Raw genomic sequence first — 21,826 nt, 5'->3', positions numbered from 1 at the left:
GGCCATGCGCCGCTACGGGAAGAACCCCGACGAGGACGACATCCGCGTCCGCCCCAACCCCAAGGGCAACCGGCCCCGTACGCACACCCGCCCCAAGCACGAGGACGCCCAGGAGGGCATGGTCCTCACCGTCGACCGGGGCCGGCTCACCTGCCTGGTCGACGACCGCACCGTGATGGCCATGAAGGCCCGGGAACTGGGCCGCAAGGCCGCCGTGGTGGGCGACCGCGTCTCCCTGGTCGGTGACCTCTCCGGCGACAAGGACACCCTCGCCCGCATCGTCCGGATCAGCACCCGCACCTCGGTGCTCCGCCGCACGGCGGACGACGACGACCCGTTCGAGAGGGTGGTCGTCGCGAACGCCGACCAGCTGGCCATCGTGACGGCCCTGGCCGACCCCGAACCACGGCCCCGCATGATCGACCGCTGCCTGGTGGCGGCGTACGACGGCGGGCTCACCCCGCTCCTGGTGCTGACCAAGTCGGACCTGGCGTCGGCGGACAAGCTGCTGGAGGCGTACACCCCGCTGGGTGTTCCCTACATCGTGACCAGCCGTGAGGAGCTGGAGAACGGCAACGCCGCCGACCGGGTGCGCGAACTGCTGTACGACCGGGTGACCGCCTTCGTCGGGCACTCCGGGGTCGGCAAGACGACGCTGGTCAACGCCTTGGTCCCGAAGGACAGGCGCCGCACGACGGGCGTGGTCAACGCCGTCACCGGGCGTGGCCGGCACACCACCACGTCGGCTCTCGCCCTGCCGCTGCCGGACGACCGCGGCTGGGTGGTCGACACCCCGGGCGTGCGCTCCTTCGGTCTGCACCACGTCGACCCCTCCCGGGTCATCAACGCCTTCCCGGACCTGGAGCCGGGCACCGAGAACTGTCCGCGCGGCTGTACGCACGACGGCCAGGAGCCGGAGTGCGCCCTGGACGCCTGGGTAGCCGACGGACACGCCGATCCGGCCCGGCTGGATTCGCTGCGGAGACTCCTCGCGACCAGGGAGCGGCGCGAGGGCGACTGATCCGGGTCGTCGGCGCGGGCCGCCCGACTCGCGCACGTTTGCGAGGTCCCACGGCTGGTAAGGGCATAATCGCGTCGAGCGGGACGAAGCGTCACCTACGTGGGAGGCACCAGACGATGGCGTGGTTGCTGGTCGTGGTCGCCGGACTGCTCGAGACCGGCTTCGCCGTGTGTCTGAAGCTCTCGCACGGATTCACCCGGCTCTGGCCGACCCTGGCGTTCTGCGCGTTCGCACTCGGCAGCTTCGGTCTGCTCACGCTCTCGCTGAAGAAGCTCGACGTCGGCCCGGCGTACGCGGTGTGGACGGGCATCGGGGCCGCGGGTACGGCGATCTACGGCATGGTCTTCCTCGACGACGTGGTCTCCACACTCAAGCTGGTGTCGATCTCCCTGGTGGTCATCGGCGTGATCGGCCTCCAGCTGTCGGGCTCCTCGCACTGAGCCACCCGATCGCCCGGCGCCCAGCCCGTCACGGGGTCCGCCGGCACCAGCGCGTACGAGACGGCGAGCCGGAGCGCGATCTCGCAGCGCAGCTCCAGCTTCGCGGGGCCGTGCGGCGGGGAGCCGCCCGCCAGCGCGGCGACGGCCCGCTCCCGTACGAGTGACAGCAGTTCGCCCGGCGTCGGCAGTGCCGGAACGGAGCGCCGCCCCGTCGCGAGGGCTCCCGGGTCGAGCGCGCGGTCCTGCCAGACACCCGTGAGCAGCGCTTTGACCAGCATGTCCGCCCCGGCCGCCCGGACCGTCCAGCGGGCGAGCTCCGCAGGCCCGTCCCCCTGCCGGCGATCGGCACCCAGCGTCCGGTCCACACCTGCCAGGTAGCCGTCGGCCGCGCGCCGGATCACCGAGCGGGCCAGACCCTCCTTGCTCCCGAACTCGTTGTAGAGCGTCTGCCGGGACACCCCGGCACGGGCCGCCACGTCGACCATGCGCACCGACGTCCAGGGCTGGTTGGAGAGTGCCGAGTACGCGGCGTCCAGCAGGGCTTCTCGCGCTGTCGGCATCGTCGCCTCCCACGCCGGGATCCGCGATTCAGCGTCGACGCGCTCCGGGGCGCTGTCAAGGGTCCGCGCACCGGCGCTCCCAGGGGCCGCACGGGCCCGTGTAGCCCGGGCCGGGTGGCGGTGGATACTGTGACGACATGCCCGATTACCACGATGACCTGCGCCTGGCCCACGTACTGGCGGACGCCGCGGACGCTGCGACGACGGACCGGTTCAAGGCTCTGGACCTCAAGGTCGAGACCAAGCCGGACATGACCCCCGTGAGCGAGGCGGACAAGCACGCCGAGGAGCTGATCCGCGGTCATCTCCACCGTGCACGCCCGCGTGACGCGATCCTGGGCGAGGAGTACGGACTCGAGGGCACGGGTCCGCGGCGCTGGGTGGTGGACCCGATCGACGGCACCAAGAACTACGTTCGGGGCGTCCCCGTCTGGGCGACGCTGATCTCCTTGATGGAGGCGGACGAGGACGGCTTCCAGCCGGTGGTCGGCGTGGTCTCGGCCCCCGCGCTGAACCGGCGTTGGTGGGCGGCGAAGGGCGCGGGCGCCTTCACCGGCCGCAGTCTGACGTCCGCGACGCGGATGCGGGTGTCGAAGGTCGACCGGATCGCGGACTCCTCGTTCGCGTACGCCTCGATGACCGGCTGGGAGGAGCAGGGCCGGCTCGACGGCTTCATGGACCTGACCCGGGCCTGCTGGCGCACGCGGGGGTACGGGGACTTCTGGCCGTACATGATGGTCGCCGAGGGTTCGGTGGACATCTGCGCGGAGCCGGAGCTCTCCCTGTGGGACATGGCCGCGAACGCGATCATCGTCCAGGAGGCCGGCGGGCGCTTCACGGGCCTGGACGGGGTCTCGGGTCCCGGTGGCGGCAACGCGGCGGCGTCGAACGGGCTGCTGCACGACGAACTGCTCGGTTACCTGAACCAGCGCTACTGAACCTGCGGGTGGTGGCGGCCGGGGGGCGGGCCCGCAGCGCATCTCGTTCGTCCTCCGCAACGACACGGTCGGTCGTGTGCGCGCGGACGGCTCCCGCATCCGCTTGGTGGGGCAGATTCGGGCCGGATCTGCCCCACCCCTTCACCCGTCTGGCAGGCGGGAACGCCGTACAGCACTCCCGGACGGTTTCGGCCTCCATAACCCGCAGCCCGATCTACTGACAATGCGAGAAGGCCCAGCCCTGAAAGTATTACCGGCCCACAGCGACGGTATCCGACTCATGCGAGGCGGCCCACCGAGAACAACCTTGCCGGTCACGCTCCCCCGGGGTTGTCCAACCTCTTCTCGCAGTACTGCAACTGAGTATCGCCTTCATATGTCGCAACCTGAAGCACGATATTGCTTATTTTATTGTTCGCACCCGTCGGGTTCATGTACGTGGTCCAGCTCTTGTACGTGCCGTACCCGTCCGTGTTCTTCCGCCATGAGTAGTAAATCCTTTTGCCGGTCGTCCATTGCTCAGCAAGCCTGACGCGGACGTGGTGACCGTCAGACTTCTCGTCATAGAGCTTGATCGTGATGCCGGTGACCTGCCCCGCGTAAGGCCAGTTCGCGATATTCACAGATCCGCTCGAGCTGAGCGGAGAGGTGGCACAGGCCCCGTAGGCGGTAGCAGCACTTGCGGGGCCCACCCCGAGTGCCGAAAACAGGAGAGCCCCGCCGGTCAGCATGCCCATTTTAGCCGCTTTATTCATGAATCCCCCGATGAAACGAAGCACTCTCGACCCAGACTTCCAGATCGACCTCCACCAATCGATCCATTATATAATTGCCCTCTGAGTGCGTCAAGGTATTTAGTTTTACACCAATTTCGACATACTGAAAAAGCTGTCGCAGCGCGGCGTGCGGCGGGTCGCGGGCCAGGGGTCGCGAATCGCCTCCCACGGCCACCGCGGACGCTGCACCGAAGGAGTGGAGAGCGCGCTAAGCGGGATCTCGCGAGACACTACAGGGCGTCGATGCAGGCCCCCTTGCCCGGCCACCTCCGGGGTGCCACTCTGAGAGTCCCCCAGTTTGTGAACTTGTGAATCGGCTCACGAGGGCCGCTCCACGTTCGCGACCCGAAGGAGGTGGCTCCCTTCATGCTCGTCCGTGACGCCATGAGCACCCTGGTCCTCACGATCGGCCCAGCCCACACCCTCCGCCAGGCGGCCCGCCTGATGTCGGCCCGCCGTGTCGGAGCGGCCGTCGTCCACGATCCGGACACCTGCGGCCTCGGCATCATCACCGAACGCGACATCCTCAACGCGGTGGGCGCGGGGCAGGACCCCGACGTCGAGACCGCCTCCACCCACACCACCACGGACGTGGTCTTCGCCTCGCCCACCTGGACACTCGACGAGGCCGCGGCGGCCATGACGCACGGCGGGTTCCGCCACCTGATCGTGCTGGACGGCGACGGTCCCGTCGGCGTCGTCTCCGTGCGCGACATCATCCGCTGCTGGACCCCGGCCAGGCGGCACCCGGTCGAACTGGTGCCCTGAGGCAGCCCGACCAGGGGCCCGGACACGGCTGCGGGCCGGACCCCCGAACCTTCCGGAGATCCGACCCGCCCACCAGCGTCCGCGTCAGGCGCGCAGCGCCCGGACCGCGGCTTCCAGCCGCTTGCCGAAGTCACCGTCCGCCTGACGGAAGTTGCCGACGGCGCGCTCGGCGATGTCGTCACGCGATACCTGGGAGATGAACCCGGCGAGGTTGTCGACCAGCCGGACCTTCTCGTCCTCGGAGAGCAGCCGGTAGAGATCGCCCGCCTGCACGAAGTCGTCGTCCTCGGCGTGGAGCGGGGCCTCGTGGTTGCCCGTGCCGCCGGTGACGGGTACGGGCTGCCAGAGCGGCCGGCCGGTCTGGTCCGGACCGCCGAAGCTGTTCGGCTCGTAGTTCTTCGCACCCTTGTGGCGGCCGTCGTACAGGTGACCGTCACGGCTGTTGGTGCGCGCCTCGGTGGCGTGCGGGCGGTTCACGGGCAGGTGGTCGGCGTTGATCCCGACCCGGTAGCGGTGGGCGTCGCCGTACGCGAAGAGGCGCCCCTGGAGCATCTTGTCCGGGGACGGGCCGATGCCGGGCACGAAGTGTGCCGGGCTGAAGATCGACTGCTCGACCTCGGCGAAGATGTTCTCCGGGTTGCGGTTGAGCTCCAGCCTGCCGATCTCGATCGGCGGGTAGTCCTCGTGCGGCCACACCTTGGTGAGGTCGAACGGGTTGAAGCGGTAGCCCGCAGCCTCGGCCGCGGGCATGATCTGGACCTGCACGGTCCAGCTCGGGAAGTCACCCCGCTCGATCGACTCGCGCAGGTCACGCTGGTGGCTGTCCGGGTCGACACCGGAGAGGCGGACGGCCTCCTCGGTGGTGAGGCTCTTGATGCCCTGGTCGGTCTTGAAGTGGTACTTGACCCAGAAGACCTCACCGGCCTCGTTGTTCCACTGGAAGGTGTGCGAGCCGTAGCCGTTCATGTGACGGTACGAGGCCGGGATGCCGCGGTCACCGAAGAGCCAGGTCACCTGGTGTGTGGACTCCGGCGAGAGACCCCAGAAGTCCCAGACGTTGTCCGCCTCCTGGGACCCGGTGTAGGGGTCGCGCTTCTGAGTGTGGATGAAGTCGGGGAACTTGATGGCGTCCTTGATGAAGAACACCGGGGTGTTGTTGCCGACGAGGTCGTAGTTGCCCTCCTCGGTGTAGAACTTCAGCGCCCATCCACGGGGGTCCCGCGCCGCGTCCGCGGAGCCGAGGTTGCCCGCCACGGTGGAGAAGCGCAGGAAGGTCTCGGTCTGCTTGCCGACCTCCGAGAGGAACTTGGCCCGCGTCCACTGCGAGACGTCCCGGGTCAGCGTGAACGTGCCGTACGCGCCGGCGCCACGCGCGTGGACGATGCGCTCGGGGATGCGCTCGCGGTTGAAGTGGGCGAGCTTCTCCAGGAGCGCCTGGTCCTGGACCAGGACCGGTCCACCCGGGCCGGCGGTCTCACTGTTCTGGTTGTCGGCAACCGGAGCCCCGGCCTCCGTGGTGAGCGGTCCCTGAGTCACGCGCGCCTCCTGCGTCATTCCCCGCGCGGTGCGGTCGCCCCGCGCGGACTGTCCTGCCCAGTATCGAATTCGATCCTACAATGGACATTGTCCAAGTCAAGCAAAGATCTAAAGTCACACCGACTCGGGACTCGGTGCCTCCGCTGTTACGCTGGGGCCATGAGTGACCTCCTGGAACGACTTCGTGGACGCGGCTGGCGCATGACGGCACAGCGGCGCGTCGTGGCCGAGGTTCTCGAGGGGGACCATGTGCACCTGACGGCGGACGAGGTCCACGCGAGGGCCGTCGCCCGGCTGCCGGAGATCTCCCGCGCCACCGTGTACAACACGCTGGGCGAGATGGTGTCCCTGGGCGAGGTGATCGAGGTCTCCACGGACCGCCGGGCCAAGCGGTACGACCCCAACGCCCACCGCCCCCATCACCACCTGGTCTGCGGGCACTGCGGAGCGATCCGTGACGTACACCCGTCCGGCAACCCGCTGGCGGACCTGCCGACCGAGGAGCGTTTCGGCTTCAGCGTCTCGGGCGTCGAGGTGACCTACCGCGGCATCTGCCCGAACTGCGCCGCCACCGGCTGAAGCGGCGAACCGCACGGGACGGGACGGGCGCCGTCTCCACACGGCTGGACCTCGCGTCGGCCACCTTCGCGGCATCCGACCCCGGCGCGGGTTGTCTTCGCTTGGACATGCGACGCGGACATACGGCGTGTGGGCATACGGCGTATGCGGCGTGGGCATACGGCGTATGCGGCGTGGGCATACGGCGTATGCGGCGTGGGCATACGACCGAGGCCCGGATCCTTGGAAGGATCCGGGCCTCGGTCTTTCAGTAGCGGGGACAGGATTTGAACCTGCGACCTCTGGGTTATGAGCCCAGCGAGCTACCGAGCTGCTCCACCCCGCGTCGTTGTGATTGCAACTCTACGGCAACCCCACCGAGCAGGGCAAATTCATCTCCCGGCCCCGCAGCCGCCCTGCCCCGCACGAGCCCGGCCTGGTGCGGGGGGCCGACCGGGTAGGCCCCCGGGCCGGGCGTGTGCCCCGCGCGTCAGGTCACGCGGTGAGCTCCTGGTGCAGAGCGTCCAGCAGCCGCGCGGCCCGCTCGGCCACCTCCGCAGGGCCCAGCTCGACCGCGCGGGCGCACCAGCGCTGCCCCTCGGTGAGCTCGCCCCGGCGGGCGGCGAGCAGCGCGAGGCGCAGGGCCGCCCGGCCGTGGCCGTCGTTGGCCGCCCGGCTCCACCACAGGGCGGCCTCGCGCTCGCTCCCCTCCCTGGCGAGCAGCAGGCCGAGGTTGAAGGCACCGTTGCGACTGCCCGACTCGGCGGCCTCGCGGTACCACCGGGCGGCGTTGGCCATGTCGCCGCGCGCGGCCGCCAGCATCCCCGCCCGCACCTGTGCGCGTCGGTGGCCCTGCCCGGCCGCCCTCTCGTACCACTCCTCGCACTCGGTCTTCTCCGGCATCGGCTCCCCAAGTCCGGGAGCACCAGGCGCCGGACGGCGGAGGTCGAGCAGCCCGGCCAGCCGGAACGCGGCCTCGGCGCTGCCACCGCCGGCGGCGCAGCGCAGATGGCGCTCGGCCTCCTGCTCCTCGCCGTCCCTGAGCAGGGCCATGCCCACCTGGAGCGCGGCGTCGGTGTGCCCGGCGGACGCCGCGCGCTGGTACCAGCCGAAGGCCGTACGGTCCTCGTCACGCCCGGCGTGCAGGATGCCGAGATTGAAGGCGGCGTCCACGCTGCCCGCCTCGGCGGCCTTCGAGAACCAGGGCTCGGCCCCGCTCGCGTCCCCGGCCTGGAGGAGCAGCACAGCCAGCGCGTTCGCCGCCTCGCGGTGTCCCGCGTAGGCAGCCCTCCGGTACCACTGCTCCGCCTGCGGGATCCGGTCCTGGGCGGCACAGAGCAGGCCGAGGTTGTACGCGCCGTTGACGTCACCCGCGTCCATCGCGGCGCGGTACCAGCGCTCCGCGGTCTGCTGCTCGCCACGGGCGGCGTGCAGGGCACCGAGGGCGTTGGCGGCGTTGCCGTCGCCGTCCAGGGCGGCACGCAGCCACCACACGGCCGCGCTCTCCTCGTCGCCGGCGTCACGCAGCAGGAAGCCCAGGGCGCAGGCCGCGCGGGCCTCACCGTCCTTGGCCGCGCCGAGGTACCAGCGGCCGGCCTCCTTCAGCTCACCGCGCTGCTCGAGGATGGCACCGAGATGCAGGGCGGCGCGCCGGTGTCCCCGGGCGGCGGCCTGCCGGTACCACTGCTCGGCCTCGCCGACCCGGCCGGTGCCGGGGCCCGCGACGGGGCTGTCCCGCTTCACGACGGGACCGACCACCGGCCGCTCCTGCGGACCGCCGCCCACCACGCGCCCCGGGCCGAAGGCGTCGTACGCGTCACCTACGGCATTGCGCTCGACCGCGCGCGCCAGGCGGTAGGCGGCCTCCCGGTGCCCCTGCTCCGCGGCGGCGCGCAGCCAGCGCTCGGCCCCGGTGTCGCCGCGGTGCTCCAGCAGGTCGGCGAGGGCGTAGGCACCCAGCGCGTGGCCATGCTCGGCGGACTGGCGCAGCCAGTACTCGGCACCCGGCTCGTCGCCGCGCTCGCGGAAGTGCCGACCGAGGGCGTGTGCGGCAGCGGCGGAGCCCGCGACCGCCGCGATACGCCACCAGCCCGCGGCCTCGTCCGTGTAACCCCTCTGGTGCAGCAGGACGCCCAGGTTGTTGGCCGCCGCCCGGTCGCCCTCGGCGGTGGCCGCCCGCAGGTAGGCCTCGGCGCCGTCCAGGTCTCCGCGACGCAGCAGAAGGGCGCCGAGGACGCTCATCGACGTGGTGTCGCCGGCGTCCGCGGCACGACGGTGCCGCGCCTCGGTCTCGTCGGAGTGGTCCGCGGTGTCGGTGGTGTCGTTGGCGTCCGCACCCTCGACGCGCGCGGTCACCTCGGCGGCGTCCGCCGTCGCGTCGACGTCCGCCGCGGCGGATACGCGGGCGCGCTCGGCGGTCCCGGTCAGGGCAGCGGCGAATACCGCATCTGCCACGTTTTCCGCCGTCCGGCCGCGTCGCTGCACAAACCGCCCTGTCTCCAACAGAGTTGCCCTGTCCCCCATAAATACCATCGTCGCACCACCTGTAACCCGCGCACACCTGGTATATCGCGGCCAGTGAGGTCACTTCAGCGTTTTGTCGACTTGCCCACAGAGAGACAAGTCAAACACGTTTGGCCCAAACTGCCGGCCAGCGAACCGCACTTCGCCGCACATCTTGAGAAAGAGGCCCACGGCATGACGAAGGCCCGGATCCAAAAGGATCCGGGCCTTCGTCATTCAGTAGCGGGGACAGGATTTGAACCTGCGACCTCTGGGTTATGAGCCCAGCGAGCTACCGAGCTGCTCCACCCCGCGTCGTTGTGTTGAAACCGTACCACGACGCGGGGTGGAACATTCTCAGCTGCCCTGGTCCCCGCCCTCGTCACCGGACTTGTCCGCCGACCCGGCGCCCCCGCCGGCCCCCGGCTGGGCGGCTGCGGCCCTCTCCAGCGCGTCCTGGAGGTCCGCCTGGGCCTTGCCGTAGGCGGTCCAGTCCTGCTTCTGGAGAGCGTCCTCACCGGCCGTGTAGGCCTTCTGGGCGTCCGCGATGGCCTTCTTCAGCGCCGCGTCCCCCGTGGCGGGAGGCTCCGTGGTGTCACCCGGTGGCTCCGTCTCGGGCGGAGTCGTCGTATCGCCCTCGACCCCGAAGACGGCGTTCAACGCCTCACTCAGGCTGTTCTCGAAGACGATCTTCGACCCGTAGGAGGCGGCCACCTTGCGCAGCAGCGGGTAGTTCTGCGTGCCACCGCGCGTGTACACCGGTTCGATGTAGAGGAAGCCACCGTCGAGCGGCACGGTCAGGAGGTTTCCGTACTCGATGTCCGAGTCGGTGCCCTTGAGGTTTCTCACGAACTCGGCGACGTCGTCGTTGCCGTTGAGCTCGCTCTGCACCTGTCCGGGGCCCTTGACCGTGGTGGTGACTCTCAACAGCCTTATCGTGCCGTAGTCGTCACCTGCCGCGTCCGCGTCCACCGCCATGAACGCCCCCAGATTGGGCCGTCCCTTCGGTGTGAACGTGGTGGTGAGGGAGAACCTCTGCTGGTCCTGGCCGGGCATCTTCATGCTCAGGTAGTACGGCGGAACGGCCCCGGGCTCCTTGTTGGTGGGGTCGTCCGGCACCTGCCAGGCGTCACTCCCGCTGTAGAACTGCGCGGGGTCCTGCACGTGGTACCGCGTGAGCAGCTCGCGCTGGACCTTGAACAGGTCCTGCGGGTAGCGCAGGTGGTCCATCAGGTCCCGCGGGATGTCGCCCTTGGACTTCACGGTTCCGGGGAAGGCCTTGCGCCAGGTCTTGAGGACCGGGTCCTCGGTGTCCCACTCGTAGAGCTTCACCTTGCCGTCGTACGCGTCGACGGTGGCCTTCACCGAGTTGCGGATGTAGTTGACCTGGTTCTGCTGGGCGACGACCGCGCGCTGGTTGGTGGTCAGCGAGTCCGCCGTGGTGTCACCCAGGGTCGTACGCGAGGCGTACGGATAGCCGTTGGTCGTGGTGTACGCGTCGACGACCCACTGGATCCGTCCGCCCACGACCGCCGGGTAGGCGTCGCCGTCGATGGTCAGCCAGGGGGCGACCGCCTCGACGCGCTCCTTGGGGGTGCGGTTGTACAGGATCCGCGAACCGTCGCCGATGGCTCCCGAATACAGAATCTGCGGCTCGCTGAACGACACGGCGTAGGCAGCGCGGTTGAAAGCGCTGGCGAGACTGACCCCGCTGTCACCCTTGTAGCTGGTGGTCTTCTCGCCGTCCTCCTCGTAGTCGAGCTCCTTCTGGGGCCCTCCGACGATGGAGTACTGCTCGGTCTTCTCGCCGTAGTAGATCCGCTGCTCGTACTTCGGCAGCTCACCGCTGGTCGGCAGCCCGGACTCGGTGAAGTCCGGGGAGCCCGACGGGTTCGTGCCCGTCGTGGTACCCCTGGCCGCGATGGCGCCGTACCCGTGGGTGTACGTGAAGTGGTCGTTGATCCAGTTCCGCTTGGGCAGTCCTTCGAGGTTGAGCTCGCGCAGGCCGATGACGGTGTCCTGCTCCTTGCCGTCCTTGCCCTTGTAGCGGTCGACGTCCAGCGTCTTGGGGAACTGGTAGTAGTTCCTCTTCTGCTGGAGCTGCTGGAACGCCGGGGAGACCACGTTCGGGTCCATCACCCGGTAGCTGGCGGCGTCGTTCGCGGACGCGCGCAGCTTGGCCTCGTCGGTCGTCGTGCTCTTGCCGGAGTAGTCGTCCACCTTCGCGTCGTCGATGTCGTAGGCATCACGTGTCGCGTCGATGTTCTTCCGGATGAACGGCGCTTCCTTGGCCTGCTCGTTGGGCTGGACCTGGAACTTCTGCACGATCGCCGGGTAGAGCCCGCCGATCAGGATCGCCGACAGCACCATGAGGCCGAAGCCGATCACCGGCAGCTGCCAGGTCCGGCGCCAGAGGGTGGCGAAGAACAGCAGCGCGCAGATCACCGCGATGCAGAACAGGATCGTCTTCGCCGGCAGGTAGGCGTTCGCGTCGACGTACCGCAGGCCCGTCCAGTTGTCCGTGGCCTTGAAGTCGCTGGACTTCACGGCCAGGCCGTACCGGTCGAGCCAGTAGGCCACGGCCTTCAGCGCCACGAAGATGCCGAGCAGCACCGAGAGATGGCCGGTGGCCGCCCCGGTGGCCCGGGCGCCGGGGCTCGTGACCCGCAGTCCGCCGTACAGGTAGTGGGTCAGCGCCGCGGCGATCAGCGACAGCACGACAGCCGCGAAGCCGAACCCGAGCAGGAAGCGGTACCAGGGCAGGTCGAAGGCGTAGAAGGCCACGTCCAGCTTGAACTGGGGGTCCTTCTGGCCGAACGGCACGCCGTTGACGTACATCAGCCAGGTACGCCACTGGCCCGAGGCGGACGCCCCGGCGATCAGGCCGACGAGCGCGGTGACGGCGAGCAGTACCCACTTCTTGTGCGGGGCGACGCTCATCCGGTAGCGGTCGAGGCTCTGCTGCTCCAGCGACATCGCGCTCAGCGGCGGCCGGAGCCGGTGCGCGAGCCAGATGTTCACGCCGAGGGCGACGGCCATCAGCAGTCCGAAGACGAGGAACAGGCCGATCTTGGTCCACAGGGTGGTGGTGAAGACGGACGAATACGCGACCGACCTGTACCAGAGCCAGTCCGTCCAGAACCCGGCGAACATGACGAAGGCCATGGCGAGGACCGCCAGGACACCCAGTGTCATGAGCAGGGTACGGACGCGCCGGGACGGGCGGCCGACTCTGATCCGTGGCCCGGTCGGGCCTCCGCCGCGGTCCGGCATCTGGAAAGCCAACGTGCGCACCTCGAAGTTCGCGGTCGTGTGGAGCGGGCCCAGCGATCGTAGAGCCCACCTATGCAACTTACTCAGGCTTTACCTAGTTCCCGTTCCCGGGACGAAAGGAGGCAGGATGTTGGTCATGCCCAACGTTTCCCCTTCAGGACCGCCGATGGCCGCGAGTCCCCTCACCGTCGCCGTCCTCGAGATCGACGCCTATGCCGCGGGTCTCGGCTGGGACCAGCCCGCCCGGCTGTTCGCCCTGGTCGACACCGCGCGGCTGCGCACCCAGGAGCCTGGTCTCGCCGCCCAGCTCGGCCTCGACGACGCCGCTTCGGCACCCGCCGCCCTCACCCCCATCGAGCAGGAGGAGCTCCCCGACGGCACCGCGCTGGACGAGTTCCTCGCCACGATCGCCTGGCCCGACGCCGTGGTCGGCTGCGCCATGACCGTGGAGCGGCTGATGCTGCCGCCGTCCGCCGAGGCGTCCGTGCCGGAGGGCCTGAGCGACGCCCGGCTCACCAAGTGGGTCGCCGACCACCCGGACCGGCAGGAGGTGCGCATGACCGTGGCGGTGCTGCGGGACGGAGCCCGCGACTCGGCCGTCAGGCTGCGGGAGAAGGACTCCCCCACCGAGGTCCTGACCGGGGCGGGACTGGTTCCCGGGCTGTCCGACGCGCTCGCGGCCACGTTCGAGTCCTGATCGGCGGGGCGGGGGCCGGTCTCAGCTTGCCGAGCAGCTCGGCAGGCCGGCCGTGTCCCCCGTCCGGATCTTCTCCAGGGCCTTCGTGGCGTCGTCGAGGGTCTTCACCCGTACCAGGGTGAGGCCGCTCGGGGTGTCGGACGCCGCGGCGGCGCAGTTGTCGTCCGGCGTGAGGAAGTAGCGCGCACCCGCGTTGCGCGCGCCGACCAGTTTCATGTTGATGCCGCCGATGGGCCCGACCGTCCCGCTGTCGTCGATCGTTCCCGTGCCGGCGATGAACTTGCCGCCCGTCAGCTTGCCCGGCGTGAGCTTGTCGATGATGCCCAGCGAGAACATCAGTCCCGCGCTGGGGCCGCCGACGTCGGCGAGCTTGATGTCGATCTCGAACGGGAAGGTGTGGTCCGTCCCCGCCTGGATCCCGACGACGGCCCGGCCGTCCCCCGAGGGGTCGGCGGGATCCGCGGCGGCCTTGCGGGTGGTGAGGGTCACGTCGTGGGATCCCTGGGGCTCCTTGCCCGCCTTCTCGGCCGCGGCGGCGGCCTTGGCGGGGATCACCGTGAAGACGACGTCCTCGCCGGGCTCGTGCTTCGTGACGAGCTTCGCGACGTCCTCGGGCTCACGGACCGCCGTGCCGTCCACGGCCTTGATCACGTCGCCCGCGTGCAGCACGCCCTCGGCGGCGCTGTCCTTGACGACGGTGGAGACCACCACACGGGATGTGACGGGGATCTTCAGCTCTTCCAGGGCCGCGACCTTGGCGCTCTCCTGGGACTGGCTGAACTCCTCGGCGTTCTCCTGGGTGGACTGCTGCTCGGTCTTGCCGTCCGGGTAGAGGGTGTCGTGCGGGACGACCACGCTGTCGTGGGCCAGCCAGCCGTAGACGGCCTCGACGATGTTCATGTCGTAGTCCGCGCCGGTGACGCGCACGGTCGTCATGTTGAGGTTCCCGGACGTCGGGTACGTCTTGTGGCCGGTGATGTGCAGGACCGGCTCGCCACGGGCGTCACCGAGCGTGTTGACGGTCGGGCCGGGCGACATCTCCGAGTACGGCACCGGAATCAGCACGCCTGCGCAGAGCAGCGCGATCAGGATGAGGGTCGAGGCGAGCATCGTCGCGGTGCGGCGTGGCATGGAACGACAGTACGGGAAGGGCCTGTCAGTGCACCGCCGGGGCCGGTCCGTACGGGGCGGCACGACGTGGGTGGTCCGGCGCGGGCCGGAGACCGTCACGGCCGCTCGTGGCGCGTGTGCACGCGTGACGGGGAGGGACGGTGCGGAGTTGGCGACTGCGTTCGGCCGCCGGTGACTCAGACTGCCTCGGAACCGGAGTCCGACTTCTCCATCGCTTCACGGAACCTGGCGTACCCGGCGAGTTCGGTGACGTCGCCGGTCGTTCGATTGCGGGCTGCCCACCCTCCCCATATCGCCGCGCCGAGTGCGGCTATAAGCGGAATCAAAAGCCAAGCGAGTGCTGCCATCACGACCTCCCTACCCCATGAGCGACCGCAACTGACGATCAGAAGATTAACCACTTGCAGCACCAACGCTCGTGGCAGGGGGGCGGTTACGCAAATCGGGGCTGAATGCCCCCGGGGCGGTTTGCGCTCAGCAGGCGCCGACCCACTCCTCGGTGCCGTCGGAGAAACGCTGGTGCTTCCAGATCGGGACCTCGTGCTTGAGGTCGTCGATCAGCTTCCGGCAGGCCTCGAACGCCTCACCCCGATGGGCGCAGGAGACGGCGACGACCACGGCCAGATCGCCGACACCCAGTTCACCCACCCGGTGGACGGCGGCGAGGGCCCGCACCGGGAACTCCGCCACGACCTTCTCGGCCACTCTGCGGAGCTCGTCGACGGCCGTCGGATGGCAGGAGTACCCGAGTGAGCCGACGTCCTCCCCGCCGTCGTGGTCGCGCACCGTGCCGACGAAGAGCGCCGTGCCTCCGGCGGCGTCGTCCCCCACGGCGCGGAAGATCTCGTCGACGGAGAGCGGCGTGTCGCGGATGCCCAGGAGCCGGATGGGGTCCTGGGCAGCCTGCTCGCCCGGGTGATCGTGGATTCGTGCCATGGGGCCATCGTGCCGCACGGCACCGACAACCCCCAATAGCGTGTTCGACCGGTGGCCTGCCTTCGCGCTTGGAGCCTCCTACCAGGGCGGGGACGGGGGCGAGGGGAGAGCCGTTCAGAAGCGGCGGCGCGCCTTGCGTGCCCGCCTGACCAGTGCGGCCGTGCCGAGCAGGGCGACCGTGGCCCCGGCCGCGCCCGCCGCCGTGGCGTCCTTGCGCCCGAGTCGCCGGCCGGCGACCGTGTGGCGGCCCTCGACCTCTTCGAGGAGTGCCGCAAGTACCTCCTCGTTGGTCCAGCGGGGGCGCCATCCCGCGTCGTGGAGCCGGCTCACGCTGACGACCCAGGGGTGCATGGTGTAGGCGAGGTCGCCCGCCGGGGAGGGCGTGAGGCCGATCCTGTGGAGCCGGGCGGCCGCGCCGAGAGCCACGGCGGACGGCAGCTCCATGCGGCGCACCCCGGAGAGCTCCTCCACCTCCTCCTGCTCGAGCCAGCCGTCGCAGCCGACCGCGAACTCCCCCTCGATCTTCTCCAGCGCGGCGTACTCCAGCGCGCTCACCAGGTCGTCGACGTGGCAGAACTGCCAGGCCGGGCGGGATCCGGCGACGACGAGGAGCCTCGGGGACTCGAAGTACCTCGTGAGGGCCGTGTCCGTACCACCGACCAGGACGGTGGGTCGTACCACCGTGACGTTGAGACCGGGGTGGGCGCGGGGAGCACGGCGGCCGAGCCTCTCGATCTCCAGCAGGTCGCCGACGCCGGTGGCCTCCGCCGTGGCACGCAGCTCGGCGTCCTCGGAGAGCGGGATGTCGTTGTCCGGCAGGGCGCCGTAGACCATCGCCGAGGTGCAGAGGACGACCCGGTGGACCCCTACGGCGGCGGCCGCCGTCAGTACGGTCTGGGTACCGCGCACGTTGTACGCGGTACGGGCCGCGGCGTCGGTCTCCAGGTCGAGGTCGAGTGCCATGTGCACGACGACATCCGCACCCCGCAGCTTCTCGGCGATGGCGGGGTCCCGTACGTCCAGGATGTGCCAGGTCGCCTCGGAGACGTCACCGCGGCGCTCGTCGATGGCGATGACCTGCTTGATCTCGTCGGATGCGGCGAGGTGCGCGGTGAGCAGCTCGCCTACGCCGGACGCGGCACCGGTCACCGCGACGACTGGGCCGCGGCTCCGGGAGTTGTTTTTCGTGGGCTTGCTCTCGGTCGAGGGGTCGGCCAGGTTTCGCGCTGCGCGAACCTGTGGATCTGGGGAACTCACCGGGCGTCTCCAGCGGTTGTCTTCAGTACGTACCCGAATGACGCGTGCGTACCAGGTGGCGTCCATCCTGCCGCAGGCCGGGAGCCGGCGGAGCACTGAGGCCCCAAGCGGTCTTCGGTGTCTACGCTTGATGGTGATGTCGGGCAGTCGCCGTCGGTTCGAGCCGGCGGCCCTACGAGCCGAGGAAACCCGTGAGTGACACCCCATTCGGATTCGGCATTCCGCCGGAGGAGCCGGAAGACGGCGACGAAGGCAGGAAGAAGGACCCCACCGGTGGTGGGCAGGGCTCGGGCGGGCCGGCGAACCCACTCGGCTTCGGGCCCGGCGCGGGCGGGGACAACCCGTTCGCGGCGATGTTCGGCTCGATGAACCCGAACGACCTGGGTGCGGCCTTCCAGCAGCTCGGCCAGATGCTGAGCTACGAGGGCGGCCCGGTCAACTGGGACATGGCCAAGCAGATCGCCCGCCAGACCGTGTCGCAGGGCACGACGGACGGCAGCAAGGACGCGAGCGTCGGCCCCGCGGAGCGTTCCGCGGTGGACGAGGCACTGCGTCTCGCCGATCTCTGGCTGGACGGCGTGACGTCCCTGCCCTCCGGGTCCGTCTCGACCGTGGCGTGGAGCCGCGCCGAGTGGGTCGAGGCCTCGCTGCCCGCGTGGCAGCAGCTGGTGGACCCGGTGGCCGAGCGCGTCGGCCTGGCCATGGGCGACGTCCTGCCCGAGGAGATGCAGGCCATGGCGGGTCCGCTGATCGGGATGATGCGGTCCATGGGCGGTGCCATGTTCGGTCAGCAGATCGGACAGGCCGTGGGGGTGCTCGCGGGCGAGGTCGTCGGCTCGACCGACATCGGCCTGCCGCTGGCACCGGCCGGCAAGGCCGCGCTCCTCCCGCTGAACGTCGAGCGGTTCGGCAAGGACCTGAGCGTGCCGCAGGACGAGGTGCGGCTGTACCTGGCGCTGCGCGAGGCCGCTCACCAGCGGCTCTTCGCCCATGTGCCGTGGCTGCGGTCCCATCTGTTCGGCGCGGTCGAGGCGTACGCGCGCGGCATCAAGGTCGACACGAGCAAGCTCGAGGACGTCGTCGGCCAGTTCGACCCGTCGCAGCCCGAGCAGCTCCAGGACGCGCTGCAGCAGGGCATGTTCCAGCCGGAGGACACTCCGGAGCAGAAGGCGTCCCTGGCGCGTCTGGAGACGGCCCTCGCCCTCGTCGAGGGCTGGGTGGACGCCGTGGTCCACGAGGCCGCGAAGTCCCGGCTGACCTCGGCCGACGCGCTGCGCGAGACGATGCGCAGGCGCCGGGCGTCGGGCGGCCCCGCCGAACAGACCTTCGCCACGCTGATCGGGCTGCAGCTGCGGCCGCGCCGGCTGCGGGACGCGTCGCGGCTGTGGGCCTCGCTCACCGACGCCCGGGGCGTCGACGGCCGCGACGGCCTGTGGGGTCACCCGGACATGCTGCCCACCGCCCATGACCTGGACGACCCGGACGGCTTCGTCCACCACGAGCAGCTGGACTTCTCCGAGCTGGACAAGATGCTCGGGGAGGCGGCCAACGGCCCGCGGAAGCCCGCCGCGGATGACGTGGAGAAGGGCGGATCCGGAAAGGGTCCCGCGGACGACTCCGCAGGCGAGGACTCCGGCGACGACTCCGCGGACGACGGCAAGGACGACACCGGCAGGTGACCCTTCACGACGACGCGGTTCTCACGCTCAAGGGCTACGACACCGACGACGCGGGCCAGCAGGAGCTGCGGCAGGCCTATCTGGATCATCTGGCCGGGCACCCCGACGGCATGTGGAAGGCCTGCGGGGCCGGGCATCTGACGGCCAGCGCCCTGGTGATCGATCCGGAGCGCGGCCGGGTACTCCTGACCCTGCACAGGAAGCTTCGGATGTGGCTGCAGATGGGCGGGCACTGCGAGCAGCAGGACCCCACCCTTGAGGCCGCCGCCCTTCGGGAGGCCACGGAGGAGTCGGGGATCCCCGGGCTCACCCTGCTGCCGGGCGGGCCCGTGCGGCTCGACCGGCATCCCATCCCGGCACCGTGCAACTGGCATCTGGACGTCCAGTACGCGGCGACCGCGACGGCGGGGGCGACGGAGCGGATCAGCGAGGAGTCCCTCGATCTGCGCTGGTTCCCCTACGCCGAGGTGGCAGAGGTGGCCGACGCCTCTGTCGTACGCCTGCTGGAGAGCACCCGCGCACGACTGGGACAGGCAGGCTAGACGGCGGGCACGGGCGCCCCCGTACACGGGTGAGGGCGGACTCCGGTGGAGTCCGCCCTCACCCGTTGACCGCCGTGCGGCTCAGTTCCAGGAGTTGTTCTGGTTCTGACTGCGCGCACCGTGCTGGCCCACGCCGAACTGGGCCGCCGCGCCCTGTCCGATCTGGGCGCTCTGCGGAGGCAGCACCTCGCTCGGCTGGACGAGCGCGAAGCCTTGGCCCAGGAAGCTCAGCTCCCAGCCCTCCCCCGTGTTGCCACGCCTCCGCATGACTCCCGAGGAGTGGGTCTGGGCCTGCATCTGCACCCGCAGCCCGCTCGACCAGGCGACGATCGCGTCGGCGTCGGCGTTGACGTACTTGTCCGGCGTCACCTGCATCATCAGTGGCTGGCCGGAGGTCATCAGCGCGACCTTGCCGTTGCCCGTGATGTTGAGCTGGTACTTGCCGGTGCCCGAGATCCCGTACTGGCTGTCCACCGCGATGACCTCGGTGTGCAGCGAGGAGTCCAGGGCGAGGACGTAGGCGCTGTCGACCGTCATGCCCTCGTGGTCGACGTCGACCACGTGGATGTACTGGGCGAGGTTGGCCAGGTAGACCGTCCCCTGTCCCGAGCACCGCATGAGGTCGAGGCCCTCACCCGTGTTCCGCCGGGCACGACGCTGCCCCTGCGACTGGTACTCGCCGTCGAACTCCATGAGGCCCTGGTAGGCCACCATGGCGCCCTTCCGCGCGAGGACGTCGTCGTGGCCGGTCAGCGAGACCCGCAGGAGCTGCGGGTTCTGGACCGTGTACCGGTCCTGCGACTGCTGTTCGGTGTAGCTGAAAAGCGGACTCTGCATGATCTTCTTCTCCCCCCGCTCAGTTCCGGACCCGCAGGCGGTCGGTACTGTCCTCGCTCGGCTGGACCACGACGATGCCCTGCCCGGAGAAGGCCATCTGGTACGCCTCTCCGCTGCCCCGCCCTATGAGCGAGCCCGCCTTGAAGCTGCGCTTGCCCTTCACCTTGAGGTTCGGGGACCACGCGACGAGGGCGTCGGGGTCGACGTACGTCTCGTCCTCGCCCCTGCCGCAGTCGACGACGATCGGAGTGCCGCGCGAGGTGATGGCGACCCATCCGGTGCCCTGGACGGCGATGTTCCACAGGCCCTGGCCGGCGAACTTGGCCAGTCCCTTCACCCGCTCCACGCCCCAGGTGAGGTGGCTGTCGAAGGCGAGGAGGTTGGTGCCGTTGACCGACAGGGAGTCGTTGTCGAGGTTGATGACGACCACGTCCGCGCCGTAGTCAGCGAGGTAGAGCAGTCCGTCCCCGGCGCACTTCATCAGCGGCGTGCCCTCGCCGGTGATCCACTGCGAGGCGATCTGGCGGACGGCGGGCGGATTGGGCTCGTACTGGATGAAGCCCTCGTAGGCGACCATCGAACCGGTACGTGCGTAGAGGTCCTGGCCGGTGGCCATGGCGACCTTGAGCATCGTGCGGCCGTGGTTCTCCATCCGGGCCGTGACGGGGGTCGGGGCGAAGCCCGCGAGTTGCTGGTTCATGACGGGCTCCCTCAGACCTCGTAGGGCTGGACGACGACGAAGTTTCCGGGGGCTCCCCGGAACTGGAGGTTCACGGTCTCCCCGCTGTGCCCCGGGTAGGCGTTGCGGCGCAGCCGGACCTGGCTGGAGATGATCACCTGGGACGCGGACGACCAGGCCACCACGGCGTTGCAGTCGGCGAAGGTGGTCGGGGTGACCGGCAGGACGACCGGAACCCCGTGCGTCTTGACGACGACCGTGCCGGAGCCCTGGAACTGCATGGTGAACAGGGCGCCGCCGGGGATTCCGTGCCCCTCGATCCTGCGGACCTCGTACTGCAGGGTCTCGTCGAAGGCGAGGACGCTCTCGGCGGACACACAGATACCGTCGCCCTGCAGCTCGATGGGATGCAGATGCGATCCCTCCTCGGCGAGGAAGACCTGGCCGCGGCCGGTGCAGCGCATCAGCTGCATTTCCTGGCCGGTCGCGTTGCCGACCATACGGCCCGCGAACCCGGCGCCCTTGTAGCCGAAGTCGACCTTGCCCTGGTACATCACCATGCTGCCCTGCCGGGCCAGCACGGGGGTGCCGCCCATGGTGAGGTCGACGCGCATGAGCTGCTGGTTCTGCGAGGTCCAGCGCTGCCCGGTGGCCGTCTCCTTGTAGGGCCGCAGGGCTGCCTGCAGGCCCGCGCCGCCCTGCGGAACCCCTTGCGGCACTCCCTGCGGCATGCCCGGGGGCTGCTGGCCGAACGGCGCCGGGGGCTGCTGCCCGAACGGCGGAGCGGCGGGAGGCTGCTGGCCGAACGGCGCTGCCGGAGGCTGCTGCCCGTACGGCGGCGTGCCCTGTCCCGGGACCTGCCCGAACTGCGGCTGCTGGGGCGGCTGTCCGTACGGGGCGGGTGCCTGCGGCGCCATGGGCGCCGCGATCGTCGGCGCGGCGTGCATCGGCTGCTGCTGCGGTGCGGGTGCCGGAGCACCGAACGCCGGTGCGGGCTGGGGGGCGGCGGGCGCACCGAACGCGGGAGGCGCGGTGGCCTGGGCCGGCGGGGCGAATCCCGGAGCGGCACCCTGCTGCGGGGCGGCGGGAGCCTCCTCGGCGACCTCCCCGCCGAAGTTCTTCAGCAGCGCGTCGAGTCCGCCGTCGAAGCCCTGGCCCACCGCGGCGAAACGCCAGACGTCCTTCAGGTAGAAGTCGCCGAGCATCACCGCGCGCTCGGTGGTGAACTCCGAGCCGGTGAAGGCGTACTTCACCACTTCCTCGCCGCCGGCGACGATCCGGATGTATCCGGGGCCGACCTGGGACATCTGGCCGGCACCGTCGATCGTGGCGGTGAAGGACAGCTTGTGGACAGCCGCCGGAATACGGTCGAGGGTGACGCGGAACGATTCGGTGTCACCGGCCTGGGCGCCCAGAAGCTGAATGGACTCCTCGGGCGATTTCGGCTGATTGAAGAAGATGAAATAACGGTCGTCGGAGAGCTGCTCGTTGGCGTCGAGACCGAAGCAGCTGATGTCGAACGTCAGGCCGGGACCGGCCATCTGCACGCCTACGTACAGATCCGTCCCTGGCGTGAGATCACTGATCTTGGCCTTGTGGCCTCGCTGAAATTCCCTGGCCATGCGTAACGACCGTCCCCCATCCCGAAGGTGATTGCGTCGCGTCAGGCTATCCGCAAACCACGACATCGAGCCAA

Annotated in this window: 20 protein-coding genes and 2 tRNA genes; 8 read left to right on the top strand and 14 right to left on the bottom strand. The window is 69.9% G+C overall.

The window, feature by feature from the left end:
- Positions 1–4 precede the first annotated feature (4 nt).
- Both rsgA and AB0I83_RS06700 read left to right on the top strand, forming a co-directional pair.
- Positions 5–1,021, top strand: coding sequence for a ribosome small subunit-dependent GTPase A (gene rsgA / locus AB0I83_RS06705; protein WP_363303852.1), 1,017 nt, complete (start codon positions 5–7; stop codon positions 1,019–1,021).
- A gap of 116 nt (positions 1,022–1,137) precedes the next feature.
- Positions 1,138–1,461 carry a multidrug efflux SMR transporter gene (locus AB0I83_RS06700; protein WP_356534304.1) on the top strand — a complete coding sequence of 108 codons (324 nt, stop codon included), beginning with the start codon at positions 1,138–1,140 and terminating at the stop codon, positions 1,459–1,461.
- Here the strand turns inward: AB0I83_RS06700 and AB0I83_RS06695 are convergent.
- Positions 1,353–2,021, bottom strand: coding sequence for a TetR/AcrR family transcriptional regulator (locus tag AB0I83_RS06695; RefSeq protein ID WP_363303851.1), 669 nt, complete (start codon positions 2,019–2,021; stop codon positions 1,353–1,355). The two genes, AB0I83_RS06700 and AB0I83_RS06695, sit on opposite strands and share 109 nt — an antisense overlap.
- Positions 2,022–2,158: 137 nt before the next feature.
- On the opposite strand from AB0I83_RS06695, the gene hisN reads away from it, so the two are divergent.
- Positions 2,159–2,959, top strand: coding sequence for a histidinol-phosphatase (hisN, locus tag AB0I83_RS06690; RefSeq protein WP_363303850.1), 801 nt, complete (start codon positions 2,159–2,161; stop codon positions 2,957–2,959).
- Positions 2,960–3,273: 314 nt separating this feature from the next.
- On the opposite strand, the gene AB0I83_RS06685 is transcribed toward hisN, so the two are convergent.
- Complete coding sequence (locus AB0I83_RS06685) at positions 3,274–3,696, bottom strand: hypothetical protein (RefSeq protein ID WP_363303849.1); 423 nt, start codon at positions 3,694–3,696, stop codon at positions 3,274–3,276.
- Positions 3,697–4,101: 405 nt separating this feature from the next.
- On the opposite strand from AB0I83_RS06685, the gene AB0I83_RS06680 reads away from it, so the two are divergent.
- A complete protein-coding gene (locus AB0I83_RS06680) occupies positions 4,102–4,503 on the top strand; it encodes a CBS domain-containing protein (RefSeq protein WP_356534308.1) in 402 nt (133 codons plus the stop codon).
- Positions 4,504–4,587: 84 nt separating this feature from the next.
- On the opposite strand, the gene AB0I83_RS06675 is transcribed toward AB0I83_RS06680, so the two are convergent.
- Positions 4,588–6,057: a catalase gene (locus AB0I83_RS06675; RefSeq protein ID WP_363303848.1), complete on the bottom strand. Its 1,470-nt coding sequence runs from the start codon at positions 6,055–6,057 to the stop codon at positions 4,588–4,590.
- Positions 6,058–6,198: 141 nt separating this feature from the next.
- Between AB0I83_RS06675 and AB0I83_RS06670 the strand changes: the two genes are divergently transcribed.
- The gene (locus AB0I83_RS06670) at positions 6,199–6,618 is read left to right on the top strand and encodes a Fur family transcriptional regulator (RefSeq protein ID WP_356534312.1); all 420 of its coding nucleotides are present in this window, start codon (positions 6,199–6,201) and stop codon (positions 6,616–6,618) included.
- 251 nt (positions 6,619–6,869) lie between these two features.
- On the opposite strand, the gene AB0I83_RS06665 is transcribed toward AB0I83_RS06670, so the two are convergent.
- The 4 genes from AB0I83_RS06665 to AB0I83_RS06650 form a co-directional block, all read right to left on the bottom strand.
- Positions 6,870–6,943 (bottom strand) — tRNA-Met (locus AB0I83_RS06665).
- Between the two features lie 149 nt (positions 6,944–7,092).
- Positions 7,093–9,129 (bottom strand): tetratricopeptide repeat protein, encoded by a 2,037-nt coding sequence (locus tag AB0I83_RS06660; RefSeq protein WP_363303847.1) that lies wholly within the window; start codon positions 9,127–9,129, stop codon positions 7,093–7,095.
- Between the two features lie 211 nt (positions 9,130–9,340).
- Positions 9,341–9,414: transfer RNA gene (locus AB0I83_RS06655), tRNA-Met, on the bottom strand.
- Between the two features lie 42 nt (positions 9,415–9,456).
- Complete coding sequence (locus tag AB0I83_RS06650; protein ID WP_356536737.1) at positions 9,457–12,372, bottom strand: UPF0182 family protein; 2,916 nt, start codon at positions 12,370–12,372, stop codon at positions 9,457–9,459.
- Between the two features lie 127 nt (positions 12,373–12,499).
- Between AB0I83_RS06650 and AB0I83_RS06645 the strand changes: the two genes are divergently transcribed.
- Positions 12,500–13,069, top strand: coding sequence for a PPA1309 family protein (locus tag AB0I83_RS06645; protein ID WP_363303846.1), 570 nt, complete (start codon positions 12,500–12,502; stop codon positions 13,067–13,069).
- A 21-nt stretch (positions 13,070–13,090) separates the two neighbouring features.
- Here the strand turns inward: AB0I83_RS06645 and AB0I83_RS06640 are convergent, their stop codons facing one another.
- From AB0I83_RS06640 to AB0I83_RS06625, 4 genes are all read right to left on the bottom strand, one after another.
- Positions 13,091–14,200 carry a PDZ domain-containing protein gene (locus tag AB0I83_RS06640; protein WP_363303845.1) on the bottom strand — a complete coding sequence of 370 codons (1,110 nt, stop codon included), beginning with the start codon at positions 14,198–14,200 and terminating at the stop codon, positions 13,091–13,093.
- 176 nt (positions 14,201–14,376) lie between these two features.
- Positions 14,377–14,547 carry a hypothetical protein gene (locus tag AB0I83_RS06635; RefSeq protein ID WP_203182358.1) on the bottom strand — a complete coding sequence of 57 codons (171 nt, stop codon included), beginning with the start codon at positions 14,545–14,547 and terminating at the stop codon, positions 14,377–14,379.
- Between the two features lie 127 nt (positions 14,548–14,674).
- Positions 14,675–15,136 (bottom strand): molybdenum cofactor biosynthesis protein MoaE, encoded by a 462-nt coding sequence (locus AB0I83_RS06630; RefSeq protein WP_363303844.1) that lies wholly within the window; start codon positions 15,134–15,136, stop codon positions 14,675–14,677.
- A 114-nt stretch (positions 15,137–15,250) separates the two neighbouring features.
- Positions 15,251–16,393, bottom strand: coding sequence for an SDR family oxidoreductase (locus tag AB0I83_RS06625; RefSeq protein ID WP_356536689.1), 1,143 nt, complete (start codon positions 16,391–16,393; stop codon positions 15,251–15,253).
- A gap of 191 nt (positions 16,394–16,584) precedes the next feature.
- Between AB0I83_RS06625 and AB0I83_RS06620 the strand changes: the two genes are divergently transcribed.
- Together AB0I83_RS06620 and AB0I83_RS06615 are read left to right on the top strand one after the other, a co-directional pair.
- Positions 16,585–18,072 carry a zinc-dependent metalloprotease gene (locus AB0I83_RS06620; protein ID WP_356536690.1) on the top strand — a complete coding sequence of 496 codons (1,488 nt, stop codon included), beginning with the start codon at positions 16,585–16,587 and terminating at the stop codon, positions 18,070–18,072.
- Positions 18,069–18,614: an NUDIX hydrolase gene (locus AB0I83_RS06615; RefSeq protein WP_356536692.1), complete on the top strand. Its 546-nt coding sequence runs from the start codon at positions 18,069–18,071 to the stop codon at positions 18,612–18,614. Before AB0I83_RS06620 ends, AB0I83_RS06615 begins: the two co-directional genes overlap by 4 nt.
- An 81-nt stretch (positions 18,615–18,695) precedes the next feature.
- Here AB0I83_RS06615 and AB0I83_RS06610 read toward each other — a convergent pair whose 3' ends face one another.
- The 3 genes from AB0I83_RS06610 to AB0I83_RS06600 are packed head-to-tail and all read right to left on the bottom strand — an operon-like array spanning position 18,696 to position 21,752.
- Positions 18,696–19,451 (bottom strand): AIM24 family protein, encoded by a 756-nt coding sequence (locus tag AB0I83_RS06610; RefSeq protein WP_356536694.1) that lies wholly within the window; start codon positions 19,449–19,451, stop codon positions 18,696–18,698.
- A gap of 19 nt (positions 19,452–19,470) precedes the next feature.
- Complete coding sequence (locus AB0I83_RS06605) at positions 19,471–20,151, bottom strand: AIM24 family protein (protein WP_356536695.1); 681 nt, start codon at positions 20,149–20,151, stop codon at positions 19,471–19,473.
- Positions 20,152–20,162: 11 nt separating this feature from the next.
- Positions 20,163–21,752, bottom strand: coding sequence for a TerD family protein (locus tag AB0I83_RS06600; protein WP_363303843.1), 1,590 nt, complete (start codon positions 21,750–21,752; stop codon positions 20,163–20,165).
- Between the last annotated feature and the right edge of the window lie 74 nt (positions 21,753–21,826).

This window comes from Streptomyces sp. NPDC049970 (assembly GCF_040660235.1).
In the GTDB taxonomy this organism is placed as follows: Bacteria; Actinomycetota; Actinomycetes; order Streptomycetales; family Streptomycetaceae; genus Streptomyces.
This window is presented reverse-complemented; position numbering and strand designations above follow the sequence as displayed.